Raw genomic sequence first — 15,159 nt, 5'->3', positions numbered from 1 at the left:
CGGGCGTCCTGCACCCTTTCGCCCGCCTCTGCGCTCTCCAGTGCCTCAGCGGTCATCTGTGGCCGGTCAGGGCGGTCGAAGGTGTCAGCAGGGACGCGGAGGTCGACCGGCGGCCCGATCTTGCTGCTGCAGCTCGACACAGACGCGGCGGCGAGCGCGATCGGAAGGGCGAGAATCAGGAAGGTCTTTCGTTGCATCGGTCAGCTCCTTTTGCTGTTCGGCGTCGGCGGCAGCACCGGCCGCCAGTTCCCCGGCGCGCGCGGCAGCCGCGGCGCTTTCGCGAATCCTTTGCGCTTCGAGAGCTGCCCGCCGCTCTTCCGCCTGGTCGCGAAGCAGATCGTTTCGCGCGTCGTTGCGGATCGCGTTAACGCCAAGGTACAGCGCGCCGCCGAGGATCAGCAGGCCGACGAGAGCAAGCAGCCATGCCGAAATGGCGTCGGCGCGGTTTTCCGTAATGCGGCCACCGAGCTCGCCGAGCAGTTTGCCCGAGAGCCATCCGCCGAGCTTGGCGATTAGGAACATCATTTCACCACTCCTCGTCGCGGCCAAAACCGACAGGGTTCGGAGCGCGCATGACGGTATTGCCGCCAGCGTCCAGAAGGCCGGTGTCGGTCGCGACGTGCTCGTCAACAGTGAGATCAGGACGCAATGATTTGCGCTCGTCGTCGTAGAGGTCGTCGCCTACCCATCCTTGGGCGCGGGGGCGGGTGAAGTAGCGGGGCATCAACGCCGAGCCTCGATAGCTTCGGCTTCCGCGTCCGCCGCGTCGGCGACTTGGCGCGCCGCGCCCGCTTCGCCGCCTGCGTTGTTCGCAATGGCACTGCTCGCAAGATCGAGCGCCTGTCGGGTCTGTTCTTGCTGCTCGGCGTCACGCTTGCCGGCAGCATAGGCGAACGCCGCGGCGCCGCCGATCCACCCCGTCACGATGACCGCCGATGCGAGCGTCAGGAAGCCTTGGCTTTCCCGCAAGCTCGGCACCGCCGCAATCAGCAGGAAGAGCATCGTCGATTGCAAGAACAGGCCGAAGCCGAGCCAGCCGCGAAAGTCGTTCGGAAGGATGGCAACGCGCTTGAGCGCGCGAGCCTGCCGACGCTCGCCCACGCGATCGAGATATTCGAGAAAGGTCATCCGATCGCTCCGACCCGGCTGTCGACCCAGCCGACCATGAAGTCTTCGAACTTCGTGCCGCCCTTGGCGAGATTGAAATAGTGGGCGAACTGGAGGCCGTTGAGCGCGCGGAGCATAAGGCGTCGGGCACCCTGCTCACCGCGCTTGCGGCGCAGCGCCTGAAATGCAGCGATCGATTGCTTGCCGACTTTGCCATCCTCGCCGATGTCGGCATAGTCCTGCCCGCGCCGGTTGAGCACGTTCAGCGCCTGCTGAAACCAGAGCCCGGCGCGCGCTTGTCCGGCGTTCACGCCGCTGTCGATGACTTCCTCGGCGACCAGCGGGTCGATCTCGGCGATCGGCAGGAAGCCCGGCTTCTCGATATATTCGCGGCGATAGATTTCGCGGGCCGTTGCCTTCGGCAGCGTCCGCATATCGCCCTGATAGCCGTTCGCGCGCGCAACGCGCTGAGTGATGCCCCAGTTCGTTGCGCCGCCGGGGTCGCTCGGGTGGTTCACATAGCGGCCCTCGCGATCGAGGATACCGTCGATCATTTCGTCGATCGTCATTCGCCGTCCCTTTCGTCCAGTCGGTGAGCGCTCTCGATCACCTGAATTTCCTGTTGGATGTTGCCCTTGGCCTGCTGAAGGCGGCGCATGCGGGCGAGGAAGGCGGTCGCGTTTTTCTCGGCGACAGCGCGCGCTTCCGGGCCGTCCGCGGTGAGGACGGCTTCCAGATGATTGAGCGCCTGCTCGAAGTGATAGAAATGCTCTTCGATGGCTCGGAGCGCGTTCATTTCTTCGCGCGCTTCCTTGGCGTCCTTCCGTGCCTCGGCAACCTCGTCCTTTGCCGCGCGGAGCAGCTGGAAGGTCAGCTCATCGCGATGCTGCTCGACCTCAGCCGCCTTGGTCTCGCGGCGTTCTTGGCGGGTCTCGCGATGGACGTAGGCTTGCCAGCCCCATGTCGCGATGAAGGTGACGACGGCGCCAGCATAGGGCGCGATCTCGGCGAGGGTCACGGGATCGTCGCCGGCGCGGTCGGCGGGGTGCTGCCGTACATATAGCCGCCGGGCGCTTTGATGCGCTTGAAGGCAGACTGCACGTCACCGCGAACGCGGAAGATGTCGCCGTATTCGTGGCTCTTGTCATAGCCGGTCGAGCCGAGGCCGGATTGCATTGCGCGGGCGGCCCCATAGTCGTTGAAGATCGAGAGGTCGATGACGTGCATTTCGCACACCTCGTGCGACTGAGCCGCGTTGAGGAAGTTCGCGCCGGTCTGCCCCCAGGCATGGCCGAAACCCACGCCCAGCTTGAAGTTCGAGATGGCAGGCGGCTTGCCGCCATTCCACCCGCGCGTCACCATCCAGCGCAGCTGGGGCACGTCGACGGCGTAGGGCGTCGGCGGATCGTTCAGATTGCCGACCAGCGACGACGAGATGGTCGACATGCCAGTGTTTTCGTGGCTGACGAGGCCATAGTTCACGATGTTGCCATCGCCGCGCATGTTGCCTTGCGCATAGGAAGACGACCCGAACATCACGATTGAGGCGGTGTTGCCGACTTTGCTGCTGTCGGTGCGGTACATCCGCGTCATCTTGCCGATGTAGACCAGTCCCCAACGATGCTGACCTTCTTGATTGCCCGCTACCGCCGTCGAGGGATCGGTGACACCTGCGAGCGAATTATCGAGCACGTACTGCTTGCCGGCATCCGGAGCCTGAATCTCGCAATAGGTCTGGTTCGTCGCGACGGTCTGGCTCGTGATGCCGTGCAGGCCGCTCGGCGTAAGCTCGAGCTTCATTTTCGTCGGCCCGACGTCTGTGCCCATGAGGCAGGTACTATAGCGCGCTGCGGCCTCGCTCACCCCGGCGAGCTCGGCGAGGTTTCGCCAAGCCGCGTTCTGGATCTGCGAGCCGTTCGACGGGGGCGCCGTCAGGCCATAGACCGGGTGCCGCGGGATGAACGAGAAGACGCTGCTCTTGCGGATGATCTCGGCGTCGAAAATCTCGAAGCTGCCATCATAGAGCGTCGTGTCGGCGGTGCCGAGCATTACAGCTTTCTTCTGTGTCATGCCGCGTACTCCAGCACGCCCAAGGGCTTCGCGATGATTTCGAGGAAGTATTTCATGCGGTAGAACTTCGTGTCCTCGTTCGTGTGCTGCAGGTCGCTCCCGCCCTTGCCGGGGCCGAACCAGAACTTCGGCAGGCGCCCGTTCGTGATCCAGTCGCCGGGCGTGACATAGTCGTTCGCCGCCTGGTTCTTATCGATACCGGTGAACTGCCAGATCGAAGGGTAGACGGTGCCGTCATAGGGCGCATCGCCGCGGAAGCAGGCGCGCCAGTCGAAGAAGCGCCGGCCATATTTGTCCTGCATCCGGGCGTTTTCCGTGAGCACCCGGCTCAAGCCGGCCGAGGGCGTGGGTACGCCGCCGGGGTAGAGCATGTCCTCGGTGCCATCGCCCCAGTTCCACGTCCCGAAGATGAAGGGCACCGGCGCGCCGGGGCGGCGCGCGGTCACCATCGCGTCGACCATGAAATAAGAGGTCGCCACGAGCGGATCGTTGCGCGTCGCGAAAAGGATCTGCTGCGCATAGTCGATCGGATCGGGCGCGAGGATGAAATGCGTATAGGGATTGACGGTGATCGGCGCGGTGCCGCCGACCTGTTCGAGGGTGTAGATCGGCACCGCGACGGTGTTGATCGCGGTGCCGGTGTTGATCAGGCGGCAGCGCTGCGTCCCGATATAGCCCTCGTAGACGTCGTACCCGGTGCCTCGCATCTCCGAGGGGCCGTGCGTTCCCGGGGTGACGAGGCTCAGCGCCACGGCGCCGCTGGCGGGCAGCGTCGTTCCGCTGGCGAGCGTGACGAGGATCGGGATCGAGCCGGTGAGCGCCGCCATCGCGGGGCTCTTGCGCGCGCTCACCGCGCGGTTGATGACGCGGTAGCCGGGATCGTAGCCTTGCTGCAAAAGAAACTCGAGGTGGCGCGGGTCCGAGCCGGAGATGCCCGACGACGGCTTGCGCCCCGACCCCGCGGAGACGACGCCGGACCCTGCCGGGTCGCTATGGCCGATGACGTCCCAGAGAAGCCGCCCGGCATTCTGCATTTCGGTGAGAAGGCGATTCGAGATGACCGCTTTCGCGTGAACGTCGTAGCGCATCACTGCGCGCCGGACCTTTTTGCCCTCGGCGCTGCCGCCAAGCGCCGCCCTCACGTTCTGGTTGCCGGTTTCGAGCCCCACGGTCGCTGCGGCAGCTATCGCCGCCGTTGCGGCGTCGATCGCTTGCAAGATGAGCGACGAAGCGCCGAGGTTGAGGTCGGTGGCGACGTCCACGATCGCGTCAGCATTCGTCGCGGCCGTCGAGACAGCAACCGAGATGCCCGCCAAGGTCGAGATTGCGGCAGCGATCGGGGCGAGTGTGTTGATGTTCGCGGCATTGGCAGCAACGGCGGTAATCGCGGCGATGTTCGTCGAGACGGTGCCGATTTTCGAGGTGACGCCGAGCGCGAGGTCGGCGGCGACCAGCAGAAAGCCGGCATCGCTCAACGTCGCATCGATCTCGGCGAGAACCAGCTCGGCCGCGAGCGCCTGCGTGTCGAACATGCGCTTCCAGCCCGGAGGAGTGACGTTCCACTTATAAACGCCGGTGTTTTGCACCGTGGCGCCGGTAACAGGGTCGGTATGCGTCCCGGCGTGCAGCGGGACGATCGCCCAAGCGTTCGGCGTCCCGGTCACCGCGGCCAGTTCAGGCCAAGTTTCCTTGGTCGAATAGCCGCTGAGTGACAGCGCTGCCGAGAGCTTCATGTCGATGTCGCCGAGCGACACCTCGTAGCCTGCATAGGCCGGCGCCGGACCTTGCCCGATCAGCCGGACAGATGCCCGCGCCGCCGTGGAGGGAGTGGCAAGCGTCCTCAAGTCCATAGCGACACCTCGTCTCTGAAATCGTTGGTGATGATCTGCATCGCGGCGGCATCGGCCGCCGCGCGCACGGCAAGCTTGGCACCTCGGCGCGCGGCTTCCCGATCGGCGTCGACAGCAATCGCCGCCTCGACCTTTGCGAGCACCGCCGCAGCTATCTCGGCGACGGTTTGCCCTGTCTGCGCAGCCTCGGCGGACAGCATGGGCGTTTCCGCCTCGGGGTCGACCAGCAGCGCGCGGGCCTCGGCTTCCTTTCGCCGGTGCATCCGCTGCTTCATCTCGGGGACGGCGAGCGCCAGAGCGCGCTCCTCGAATATCTCGTCAACCTGCGCGGCGAAGGCCTCGGCCGCGCGCATCGCGTCGCTCTCGATCGCGCCCGTCGACGGCGAGGCCGTCTCGAAACGCGGGTCAGGCGCGCGCTCCAGCGCGACGACGCTGCAGCCTGTGAGATCGAGACCGATGTCGGCACCGGTCGGCTCGGTAGGATGGAGGACGGTCGCTTTCAGCACGCCGTCGTCAAAGATGCCCCAGCGCGTCACGGCTGCTTCGCCTGCGACATGCCGAACGGGGTGACGCTGGCGCTGGAGCCTGCGCGGCGGAGCATCGTGCCCCATTCATAATCGGTCGACGCGGTCAGGGTGATGGTGACGATCTGCTGCCAGATGCCGTTCCAGACCTCGAAGGTCTCGCCGTAATCCTCATAGGTGCGCCCGCTCGCCGAGCCGGTCGTCTGGGCAGCGACATCGTTCCACGCCCCGCCTGAGCCTGCGACGCGGTAGACGAGCTTGCCCGCGAGAACACGATTATTGCCGCCATACTCCCAGCTGCCGACGAACTCGACATCGCCCGACGAGGCGCTGCGGATCGTCTTGATTTCGGGCGGGTCCGCGGGGAACGTCGTGAGCGTCACGGCGCCGTAAACGGTGCTGGTCGACAGGGTGACCCCGCCCCCAGGCGCCTCGGTCGGCGGCGGCGCTGCGTCGCGCTGCACGACGAGGCGTGCCGTCGCAGTCTTGCCCTCCGCGCTCACGGTGATGGAGCCGTCGCCGGTCGCCGTAGTGATCGTCACCGCGCCCTCCGATGCGGTGTTGCTGGTCGTGTCCTGCGTCCCCGCCAGTGTCGGCGAAAGGGTCATCGACCAAGTCGCGCCGGCGTTTCGGTTGGTCGTCCCCGAAAGGAGCGCGGGGACAAAGGTCACGGGCAGCTCGTCGTCATAGGGAGTGCCGGCCGCGGTCGCGCGGATCGTGACGACGTTCGGCGCGAGCGTCAGCTCGATCGAGGCGGCCTCGGTGACCGCGCGCGCAAGATTTTCGAGCGCGGCATCGTATGCCTCCAGTTTCGTTCGGTAGATAACCCGGTCGACAGACGTGTCGGTCTCGGCGTCGTTCCACGCGGGCACGAGACTATCGCGCCAGCTTATCCAGTCGGTGCGCGCGGCGGCCGCCGCCGTCGAGGAAACGCCCACAGTCGCCGCCGCGGCGACGAGGGCGGTATAGGCGGACTCCAGCGAGGCCGAACGCGGGATTAGCGCCTGACGCTTTTCCGTGCCCGTTAGAATGCCGTCTTCGCCAAGCGCATAGAGATCGTCGATCGCGGCGTCGGCGAGCTCGCCCGCGCGGGATGCCTCGCCGTCGCGAATGCTGACCCAGCCCGAGCAGCCGATCGGCTCGCCCCCGTCGGTGACCGGGAAGCCACCATCGGTGAGCGTCGTGCCGTCCTGCCGATAGCCATGCTGCCCGTCGTTCGGATCGAACCAGAGGTGCCCCTCGGAGATAGGCGAAGGCGGCAGGGCTCCGTTGCTGGTCGGCGGCTCGGTGGCGTCGTCGGGCGAGGCGAGCGGCGCGGCCTTGGACAGGCCCTCGACCGAAAGCGATAGGACGCTGACATTCTCGCCGACCTCGATCGAGAAGTCTTTGAAAAAGCCGTAGACAATCAGGCTGTCGAAAGAGGTGTCGGCAATCCAGAGCGAGGGCCGGGCGCGCACCGCAGCAATGCGGTTTGCAACGAGGTCGACCGCCGAGGTGCTGATGATCGCGCGCGCGCTCATGCGCTTCGCGAAGGCGCGCTCAACGAGGGTTACCTCGCCGAAGTCGTCGGTCTCCTTGCGGCTGTAATCGGTGATGCCGGCAGTCGGCGAATCCCCGGTGCGGCCGAGGGTCGCGATATGCCCCACGAGCAGGGTGCCGACGCTGGTCTCGCCCGTGCCGGCGATGGTGACGATGACGTCCTCGTCGACCGCGGGGAGGTCGAGGAAGACGATAGCGCCCTCGACAACGGGCTGCGTCTGGTCATAGCCGGTCGTCTGCACGCGCACCGTCGCGCCGACGACATCGAGCAGCGCCACCGCCTCGATCGGCCCAGCGGCGAGCGTGACGGCAAAACCGTCATCGCGCGCGGTCGACGTGCCGAGCGCCTGGTCGAACATCGCCCATCGATTGGTCGGGCCGACATCGATCCACAGTCCCGAGGCGCCGGTCGGGTCATTGCCAGTGTTGCCGTCGGCCGCGCTCTCATAAATCCGGTGCGAGGGAGCCCGCAGCACGCGCGCGCCGGCCGTGTAGACGTTGCCCGCGGACCATGCGGCATAGTCGTCCTCGGCGACATCACTGGCGACGAGCTCGGCCTCGCCGATGTCGACGGGCTGCACGAGCAGCAGCGATGAAATGCCGCCATCTGGCGCGGCCTCCTCGCCGGTGTCGGGAACGGTCTCGGTTTCGGCCAGCCCCTCGACCGTCAGCGTGCAGAAGCTGAGTGGGGGCAGGGCGAGGTCGATCTCGAAGTCTTTGTAGAAGCCCTCGAAGTTCAGCCACGCGAAATCGTCGCTCGCAATCCATTGCGCGGGCTGCGCGCGCACGGCCTCGAAAGTGCGCCGCACCTCGTCGACGGTGTCGGAGGGCAGGGCGAGGCGCACCGACATGCGCCGCGAGAAGCCGCGCCGAACAACCGTCGTAACGCCGAAGTCGTCGGTTACGCGGCGGCTATAGTCGACAATCCCGATCGTCGGCGTTGTCTCGACGGTGCCGAGGTCGATCGCCTCGCCACCTTCTGGAACGACCCTCACGCAGCCGCCACCGTCGAGACCGCGTCGCCTCCGCTTTGAGCTGTAACGTCGTCGAGCTTGCGCTTGATCGCGCCGGTGTTGGCGGCGATCGTCGCGAGCGCCGCTGTGAGGTCGGCGCGAAGCTGAACGGTCTCAGCACGCAGTTCGTCGACGCTGTCTGCAGCCGCGTTGTCATTGGCGGCACCGGGCGCCTGCGACGCAGCGCCCGCGTTGAGCAGCGCCGCGTTCGATGTCGGATTGCCGGCAAGGCCATTGACCAGCCCGAACGTCGCCTCAAGGGCCGCAGCGGTCTGCGCGCGCACGCGGTCCAGTTCCTGACGGCTCGTTGCAGCGTCGGCCGCCGCGGCGAGAAGGGCCTGCGAAAGCTGGGGCAGGCTTTTGGCCGCGTCCATATCGCCGCCGCGTGCGGCCGCGTTGGCGGCGTTGAACTGCGCGAGCAACGAAGCGAAGCCACCCCCGCCGTTGGCGTCGGTGAGGCCCCGAATGCGGCGCACCTCGTCCATGATGCTGTCGCCGACCGACTGCCACGCCTTGCGCAGTTCATCGGCGGCCTTGGCGGCCGCCTGGGCATCCTGAACGGCCCAGATTTGCTCTTGCAGCGCGCGGTTGCTCGGATCGAGCTTCGCGAGTTGCAGCGCGCGGAGCGCCGCGGTGTCGCCGCGCAGTTCGAGAAGCTGGCGTTGCAGATCCTGACGCTCGCTCGCGATGTCCGCCGCCGACTTGGCGCCCTCCATAGCGGCTTGCAGATCGGCGAAGGCCGGGGCGAGCTTGAGCAAGGTGGCATAGGCAGCGCGACCCGCCTCGGTGTTGAGGTCTTGCGCCTCGACGAGCTGGCGGAATGCAGCGAGCGAGGTGGGCAGGGTGAGGCCGAGGCTCTCGAAAACCTGCGTCATCTGCGCCATGCGCGCGGCGGCCTGTTCCTCCTTCGTGTAGAAGGCGCCGAAGTAAGCGTCGATCGCGTTGGTGAAGTCCGAAACGCTGTCAAACTGGTCGGCGAGCCCCAGCTTTACCGCGATGCTCAAGTCGGTGGCGCCCTGGCCGAGCATGTCGAGCGAGGCGGTGACTGCCTCGATCGTCGAGGCGACCCGCACCAGCGTCTCGAACGCGCCTTCGCCCGCCTTCTGGAACTGATCGATAAAGGGGAAGGCTGCGCGCGCCATGTCGTCGGCGGCGGCGCCGAAGACAGCGTTCAGCTTCTCATCGATCTGCTCGCCGGTGAGGCCCTTTAGGTCGATCTTGCCGATGTTGAGCACGAAGCCGTTGAGGCGCTGCTGTATCTCGGCGGTCGCCGCCCCGAGGGGGCCGGCGGCCGCGAGAATGGCGTTGTTGAACTCCCGCAGAATGAGCGTGAACTGATTTTCGAGCAGCGGGTCGGCCGAGCTGTATTGCGTCGAATAGGACGTGCCCGCCGAGATGCCGAAGAACTTCTTCTTCTTCTTGATGTCGCTGTAATATTGAGCGTCGAAGCCGCCCGCGAGGATGTCCTCCAGCGACTGCGACCCACCGAACAGACCGCTGCCGACGACGGTCGTTTTCGTGCCGAACAGGCCCTTGAGGATGCTGCCGACGATCGGGATTTTGGTCAGCAGCGCGCCGATGCCCGCGCCGAGCGCGCCGCCCAGCAGGAAGCCGATTCCGGCGAGCGTAGTGCCGGCGTTGCTCTTGAACCCTTCCTTGACGCCCATGTTCGCATTGATGCCGTCGGCATTGCGGACAAGCAGGCTGGCGAAGCCCTGAATGTTGTCCTCGATCGTGCGGAGCGACCCGGCCATCTGACGCGAATAGTTGAGCATGAGCGTGTCGATCTCGCGGAGCGCGTCGATCGAGCGCTTGATGCTCTCGCTCTTGGCCTCGCTGTCACCGAGCACCGTGCCGGTGCCCTCGTTGGTCTGCGGCTGCGATCCGGCGCCGCCACCCTTCGAGAAACCGAGCGCCGCCATCACGCCGAGCATCGCCGCTACGACGGGGAAGGCGAAGGGACCGAGGCTGGCGAAAATCTTTGCGGCGCCGGCCGCCACGTTGACCGCAGTGTTTGCGAGCTGGACGAGGGCGAAGGCCTTTTCAGCCGCCGCCATCGCCTTGTAACCGTCGCTGCCCTGCTTGAAAAACGTCTTCGCCGCGCCTGCGAGTGCGGTGTAGGACTGGAGCTCAACGGCGCGGGTCTGCTTGTCGAGCAGGCGCTGCCGGGCTTGGTTGTTCCCCGCCGCTTTGCGCGCCTCATCGATTTCGTTCTGGCGACGCTGATATTCGGTGAGGACGTCAATCACGTCGGCGATCGAATCGCCCACACCGCCGAAGGCCCTTGCAATGGAGTCGCCGGCCTCACGGGCAGCGTCTGTCAGATAATCAAACTCCTCACGCAGGCGACGAAGCGCGTCAGCCTCGCGCTCGACTGCGAGCGAGGCCTCAGCAATCGCCATCTGCTGTGCGATATAGGCCTCGCGCTTCACCGGATCGGCATAGGTCTCGGCTTCCTGCGTCGCTTTGAGCAGCGCCAACGCGCGGACCCGCTCCTCGTTCGTCGCGCCGACGAGCCGCAACTCCTCGCGGAGCATCGCAAGGCGATCGGCACCGTCCGCAATGGACGCATTGAACCGAGCTTCTTCTTCGGCCTTGCGCATGTCCTCGCGAATGGCCTGCTGGTCGGCGAGGGCTTTCATCGCAGCGGACGCCTCGGCGGCGAGGCCGCGCTGCTGCGCGGCCTGCGCAGCGGCAAGCAAGGGAAGATCAGCAATCCGCTCCCTGACGATCTCCGCGGCGCGCTCGGAGGTGAGGTTGCCGGCAGCAACCCGAGCGTTCACCTCCGACTGGATGGTGGCCTGCTCGCGCATGGCGGCGGTGCTCTCGGCGGCGTCTTTGATGCGTTGCGCGATGGCGAGCCGAATCTGCCGGTTGACCATGGCCTCGACGTCGCCGCGCTTCTTGATCGCTTCGCTCTCGGCTTTGACACGGGCCTCGGCGATCAGGGCCTCGGCGCCGGAGACCCGATAGGCGGCCGCCAGTGCATAGAGATTGCGGATCTGCGCCTCGGTGGCCTCGGCCTCGCGGGCGAGACGGTCTGAAGGCGTGCGGCCCTTGTTCCCCGCCTCGGGATCGAGATAGCCAGCTTCCAGCGCCTGCTCGTAGAGCCGGCTGCGCGCATTCTTTTCTGCCTGGCCGAAGACCGCGGCGCCAGCGTTGCCGATGTAGTCGACCCCCATAGCCTTGCCCATGGTGTCGGTGACGGTCTTGCCGAACTTCTCGGCGGCGCCCTTATATTGGTTGTTCAGTTCCTCGATCTGGGGCGCGGTGAGCTGGGGCAACTCGAGCCCAGCCTTGGCAAGGATGCCGTTGGCTGTGTCGATGGAGCCGTTGACCCCCGAGACCGCCTTTTCAATCAGCGCATTGATCGCGCCGATCGCATTATTCACGGCGCTGTAGAAGACGTCGCCGATGACCGCGGGGAACTTGCTCCAGTTCTCGGTGATGATGGTGTAGGCGCCGACGAACCCGCCGATCATGAAGTTCACGGCCGCTTTGACGCCGCTGAAAATCCACGCGGTCCATTCTTTCATGACGGTCCAGACGCGGGTGACAGCTGGGCCGATGTTGTCCCAGATCGCGCGACCGGCGACCTGAAAAACAGCCTTCGCAGTATCTCCGAAGGTGATCGTCACGTCATCGAGGTTGCGGACCTCTTTCGCGGTGAGGCCGAGGGACTTGGCGTAGGCCTCCATGTCGCGGCCTTCGTTCGCATTGCTCTGGAGCACTTTGATCGCTGCGGCGGCGGCGCCGAGAGCGAGAGCGAAGGGGCCGAGGACGCGGAGCCAGGGGGCAAGGGCGCGTGTCGCCGAAGCTGCCGCGGCGTTGCCAGCGGCGGCAGCAGCGGCCTGCGCCGCGGCGAGCTGGGAGGCGGCGGCGGTCGCCAGTTCGGACGCGCCAGCGGCGGCAGTCGTCGCGGTCGCGACTGCGGCCTCGGCCGCGGTCATCTCGGCGGCAGTGATAGTTGCGGCCGCCTGCGCAGCGGCGAGTGCGGCAATTGCAGCCGCGTCGGCAGCGGCGGACCCGGCCACGGCGGCTTGCGCGACGGCGAGCGCGCGCTGCGCATTTGCGTCGGCGGTGGCGGCGGCCGCAGCAACCTCAGTGGCGACGGCAAGCTCGGCGGCGCTGATCGCCGCGGTCGTTCCACTCGCGGTCGCCGCGGCCTGCGCGGCGGCAAGCTGCGCGTCGGCGGCGGCCAGCGCCGCAACGGCGGCAGCGGTCGGTGTCGTGACTACGAACAGGCCGAAAATGGCCTGCGCCATTGCGGCCGCCGACATCCCCGTCTGCGCCATGATGCCGCCAAGCTGTGCGCCCTGCTGAATGAGTACAACGAAGGGGTTCTGCCCCGATGCGAGACTGACGAAGATGTCTTGCAGCTGGAACATGATGTTCGTGAGGTCGTTCGCTCGCAGCCGCGCGCCGTCGGTGGCGTCGTCCATACCCGCCGCTTGGCGGGCCTGCGCCTGCCGCACCATTTCGATTCGAGCGCCGAGGGTCTGCGTGCTCGCCTCGTACTCATCCATCCCGATCGCACCGGCACGGTAGAGGCGAACAGCGTTTTCCAGTTCACGGCTGAGCCGCTGCTGGGCACCGGCAAGAGGATCGACCGCAGCGCGAAGCGAATTGACCGAAGCGGCCTGTGCTGCCTCGGCAGCGGCGGCCCGTCGGGCGGACTGTTCAGTCTCGCGATTGGCTTCCACGAGCGCGCGTTGCTGTGCCATCGCCGCGGCTTCAGCTTCGCGCATGGCTTGCGCGCCCGCGCGGGCATGGGCTTCAAACATCTGGTGCGCCCAAGCCGCCTCGCGGATTGCAGTCGCGTCGAGGGCGCGGCGCTCGGCCTCGGCGGCCGCCTCCATCTCGCGGAGAGCCGCGGCGCCCTCGCGGGCTCGCGCCTCGAACATCTGATGAGCAAAAGCGGCATCGCGGAGCGCCTGCGCCTCGCTGGCGGCCATTGCCGCTGCGCCGGCATGGGCGGCAGCGAGCGCTTCCTGCTGCGCACGCAGACGCCCCGCAAGCTCTGTGAGCCCGGCCTGCTCGGCGCGCAGCGCGGCCGTTTCGATCTTGGTCGCACGGATCTCCGCTCGGGTCTTGCCGAAATTGGCGATGTCTTTCTCAAGCTGGCGAGACACACCCTCACCGCCGCGCTCGGCAGCGTCACGCTCTCGGCGGATAGCTTGCAGTTCCTTGGTCGCGGCGTTGCCGAAACTGGTGATCGAGGCGGTCGCGCCGGTGAGGTCGATCATGCCGCGGGTTGCGCGCTCGATCGAGGCCGCGTCGTTGACGACCTTAACCTCGGTCGAATCCATAACGCGCTGCAACTCCAGAAGCGCCTGATAGGAGTTGCTGGTGTCGATCTCGAAGCCGACCTCAAGAGAAGGCGTGCCGTCGTCCATGCGTGGCCTCCTCACGGTAAAAGCCCCGCAGAAGCGGGGCATAGATGTTTCAGGGAAGGGTGAGCGCGTCCGAAAGCGCTCGCGGCTAGCTCGGCAGTCGATCCGGCACGGTGACGTCGAGCCCGGCGCTGCTCTGCCCGTGGATTGTGAAGGCAACCCCCTTAAGGGTCATCTGCACCGGGAAGCTCTGCAGCGGCACCGTGAGGTCTTCGGTGAACGCCGGCCTTGCAAGCCCCTCTCGGGTGAACTCGCGGTAACTAAACCGGGCCTCGGTTGATGTCCCGCCCAGATACACGATGCGCTTGATGACGTCGCTCGGCGAAAAAACCGTGCCGACGCGCGTGGTAAAAGGCGCGGGCTCTTTCAGCTGGACTGGGCGAACAATTCCATAGCCCGAGGCTGTTTCCATCCGGCCGTCGCCGTCGCGATCGGCGAGGCAGAGGCCCGATTCTATGCCGTCGCTGTCGAAGTGCCCTCGGCTTTCGGAGCAAAATGCCCCTCGGGAACTTTGCCATTCCAATTCGGTGCCAGAGGGCAGGCTCAGGCGCTCGACCAAATAAATCTTGCGATTGATCGGCGCAGATAGCTTTGCGAGCCGGACGTTGTCGCGCTGGTCAAGAGAGAGCGAATCGAGGACGTCGCCAATCGGGACGACCCGGCGCTCATCCGCCAGCGCGGGCGTTGAAACGAGAGCCAGAGCGAGAGCGAGTGCGCGCATATCGAATCCCCTTGAGCGGAGGTAGATACGCGCGCACCGCGCTCCAGATCAACCCAACACCGACCGCAGCCTCGCTTCCTCGATGTCACGCTCGCGCTGCGTCACCTCGGAGCGCCACGGCGCCGGGTAGTTTTCGCTCTCGGCCTTGGCCTTCTCGCCGACGTAGGCGGCAGACAGATGGCGCATAAGCCGCGCCTCCCACGGGGATAGCCGGACATTGACGCTGCGCTGCCACTCGGCAATTTCGCGCCAACTGAGAGGCGCCGGCCCCATGCCGCCCCCCTCGACCATGCCGATCTCAACCAGCCAGGCGATGAAGTGCGGCATTGGGTTCGGCGGCATCCGGGGTTCGAGGCCGTCTTTCTTCTGCTGTTCGTAACGGCTGAGCCGGTTCTGCTCGGTCGCCGTCGCTCGCTTGGACCCCTCAGGGGGCTTTGGGACGGCGTGAAGCCATCCCATCATCCGAACGTAGAGCGTCAGCCCGTCGCGGATGCGGCCTTGAACTTTCCCCAGTCTTTCACCGCGGCCTGCACCTGCTTCGCGATGAAGCCGAGTTTCGGATCACGATAGACCGCGGCGAACAGCTCGGGTCCGGTGGCGTCGCCGGCTGCGGGATAGGCGAAGTTGACGAAGCGGCGCGTCAGCGTCGCCAGATCCTCTGCGGACTCGCGCAGCGTGTCCTCATAGTTCGGCGTCGGCAGCTTGCCCTCGTTTTCCTGAATGCGCTTCACAGCGCGGGCGGTCTGGCGGGCCTCGACGACGCCGTAGGCGTCGCTGCCCGGTCCCCAGACTTCGATCTGGACAGGAAGTTTGCGATCGGTGTCGGCATAGAGATGTTCGCCGGCCGCATTCTTGACGTGGAGGGTGGCGGTATCGACGACCGCCTCGGTGCTGATGTCAAAAACTGCATTGGTCATGAGATTATCCTCGCGGTTGTGGGCG

13 protein-coding genes are annotated in these 15,159 nt (G+C 66.3%); all 13 read right to left on the bottom strand.

The genetic code is table 11. The annotated features are described in order from the left end of the window. Window positions 1–84: 84 nt before the first annotated feature. Window positions 85–525 (bottom strand): hypothetical protein, encoded by a 441-nt coding sequence (locus BWQ93_RS20755; protein ID WP_156878163.1) that lies wholly within the window; start codon window positions 523–525, stop codon window positions 85–87. Between the two features lies 1 nt (window position 526). Beyond that, a complete protein-coding gene (locus BWQ93_RS05990; RefSeq protein ID WP_198040477.1) occupies window positions 527–727 on the bottom strand; it encodes a hypothetical protein in 201 nt (66 codons plus the stop codon). Next, window positions 724–1,128 carry a hypothetical protein gene (locus BWQ93_RS05985; RefSeq protein WP_077029716.1) on the bottom strand — a complete coding sequence of 135 codons (405 nt, stop codon included), beginning with the start codon at window positions 1,126–1,128 and terminating at the stop codon, window positions 724–726. The genes BWQ93_RS05990 and BWQ93_RS05985 overlap by 4 nt, the downstream gene beginning before the upstream one ends. After that, window positions 1,125–1,676, bottom strand: a complete 552-nt coding sequence (locus BWQ93_RS05980) for a glycoside hydrolase family 108 protein (protein WP_077029715.1) — start codon at window positions 1,674–1,676, stop codon at window positions 1,125–1,127. The genes BWQ93_RS05985 and BWQ93_RS05980 overlap by 4 nt, the downstream gene beginning before the upstream one ends. Continuing rightward, entirely contained in the window at window positions 1,673–2,125 is a 453-nt protein-coding gene (locus BWQ93_RS05975; RefSeq protein WP_077029714.1) for a hypothetical protein, read from the bottom strand. Before BWQ93_RS05975 ends, BWQ93_RS05980 begins: the two co-directional genes overlap by 4 nt. Further along, entirely contained in the window at window positions 2,122–3,156 is a 1,035-nt protein-coding gene (locus BWQ93_RS05970; RefSeq protein ID WP_077029713.1) for a hypothetical protein, read from the bottom strand. The genes BWQ93_RS05975 and BWQ93_RS05970 overlap by 4 nt, the downstream gene beginning before the upstream one ends. Window positions 3,157–3,173: 17 nt before the next feature. Further along, window positions 3,174–5,027: a hypothetical protein gene (locus BWQ93_RS05965; RefSeq protein ID WP_156878162.1), complete on the bottom strand. Its 1,854-nt coding sequence runs from the start codon at window positions 5,025–5,027 to the stop codon at window positions 3,174–3,176. After that, window positions 5,018–5,563: a hypothetical protein gene (locus tag BWQ93_RS05960; RefSeq protein WP_077029711.1), complete on the bottom strand. Its 546-nt coding sequence runs from the start codon at window positions 5,561–5,563 to the stop codon at window positions 5,018–5,020. Before BWQ93_RS05960 ends, BWQ93_RS05965 begins: the two co-directional genes overlap by 10 nt. Further along, on the bottom strand, window positions 5,560–8,085 hold the full coding sequence (locus tag BWQ93_RS05955; RefSeq protein WP_077029710.1) for a hypothetical protein: 2,526 nt from the start codon (window positions 8,083–8,085) through the stop codon (window positions 5,560–5,562). Before BWQ93_RS05955 ends, BWQ93_RS05960 begins: the two co-directional genes overlap by 4 nt. After that, on the bottom strand, window positions 8,082–13,499 hold the full coding sequence (locus tag BWQ93_RS05950) for a hypothetical protein (RefSeq protein ID WP_077029709.1): 5,418 nt from the start codon (window positions 13,497–13,499) through the stop codon (window positions 8,082–8,084). Before BWQ93_RS05950 ends, BWQ93_RS05955 begins: the two co-directional genes overlap by 4 nt. A gap of 85 nt (window positions 13,500–13,584) precedes the next feature. Further along, window positions 13,585–14,217 (bottom strand): hypothetical protein, encoded by a 633-nt coding sequence (locus tag BWQ93_RS05945; protein WP_077029708.1) that lies wholly within the window; start codon window positions 14,215–14,217, stop codon window positions 13,585–13,587. A 48-nt stretch (window positions 14,218–14,265) separates the two neighbouring features. Then, entirely contained in the window at window positions 14,266–14,679 is a 414-nt protein-coding gene (locus tag BWQ93_RS05940; protein ID WP_232314753.1) for a hypothetical protein, read from the bottom strand. Window positions 14,680–14,693: 14 nt separating this feature from the next. After that, the gene (locus tag BWQ93_RS05935) at window positions 14,694–15,134 is read right to left on the bottom strand and encodes a hypothetical protein (protein ID WP_077029706.1); all 441 of its coding nucleotides are present in this window, start codon (window positions 15,132–15,134) and stop codon (window positions 14,694–14,696) included. Window positions 15,135–15,159: the final 25 nt, after the last annotated feature.

It is taken from the genome of Sphingopyxis sp. QXT-31, assembly GCF_001984035.1.
Classification (GTDB): Bacteria; Pseudomonadota; Alphaproteobacteria; order Sphingomonadales; family Sphingomonadaceae; genus Sphingopyxis.
The sequence above is the reverse complement of the archived record's forward strand: the minus strand, read 5'-3'. Positions and strand labels throughout refer to the sequence as shown.

What these genes read in the sequence shown, in the direction of transcription:
- BWQ93_RS20755 (WP_156878163.1), bottom strand. Translation starts at nt 525, where the DNA reads ATGATGTTCCTAATCGCCAAGCTCGGCGGATGGCTCTCGGGCAAACTG.
- BWQ93_RS05985 (WP_077029716.1), bottom strand. Translation starts at nt 1,128, where the DNA reads ATGACCTTTCTCGAATATCTCGATCGCGTGGGCGAGCGTCGGCAGGCT.
- BWQ93_RS05980 (WP_077029715.1), bottom strand. Translation starts at nt 1,676, where the DNA reads ATGACGATCGACGAAATGATCGACGGTATCCTCGATCGCGAGGGCCGC.
- BWQ93_RS05970 (WP_077029713.1), bottom strand. Translation starts at nt 3,156, where the DNA reads ATGCTCGGCACCGCCGACACGACGCTCTATGATGGCAGCTTCGAGATT.
- BWQ93_RS05965 (WP_156878162.1), bottom strand. Translation starts at nt 5,027, where the DNA reads ATGGACTTGAGGACGCTTGCCACTCCCTCCACGGCGGCGCGGGCATCT.
- BWQ93_RS05950 (WP_077029709.1), bottom strand. Translation starts at nt 13,499, where the DNA reads ATGGACGACGGCACGCCTTCTCTTGAGGTCGGCTTCGAGATCGACACC.
- BWQ93_RS05945 (WP_077029708.1), bottom strand. Translation starts at nt 14,217, where the DNA reads ATGCGCGCACTCGCTCTCGCTCTGGCTCTCGTTTCAACGCCCGCGCTG.
- BWQ93_RS05940 (WP_232314753.1), bottom strand. Translation starts at nt 14,679, where the DNA reads ATGATGGGATGGCTTCACGCCGTCCCAAAGCCCCCTGAGGGGTCCAAG.
- BWQ93_RS05935 (WP_077029706.1), bottom strand. Translation starts at nt 15,134, where the DNA reads ATGACCAATGCAGTTTTTGACATCAGCACCGAGGCGGTCGTCGATACC.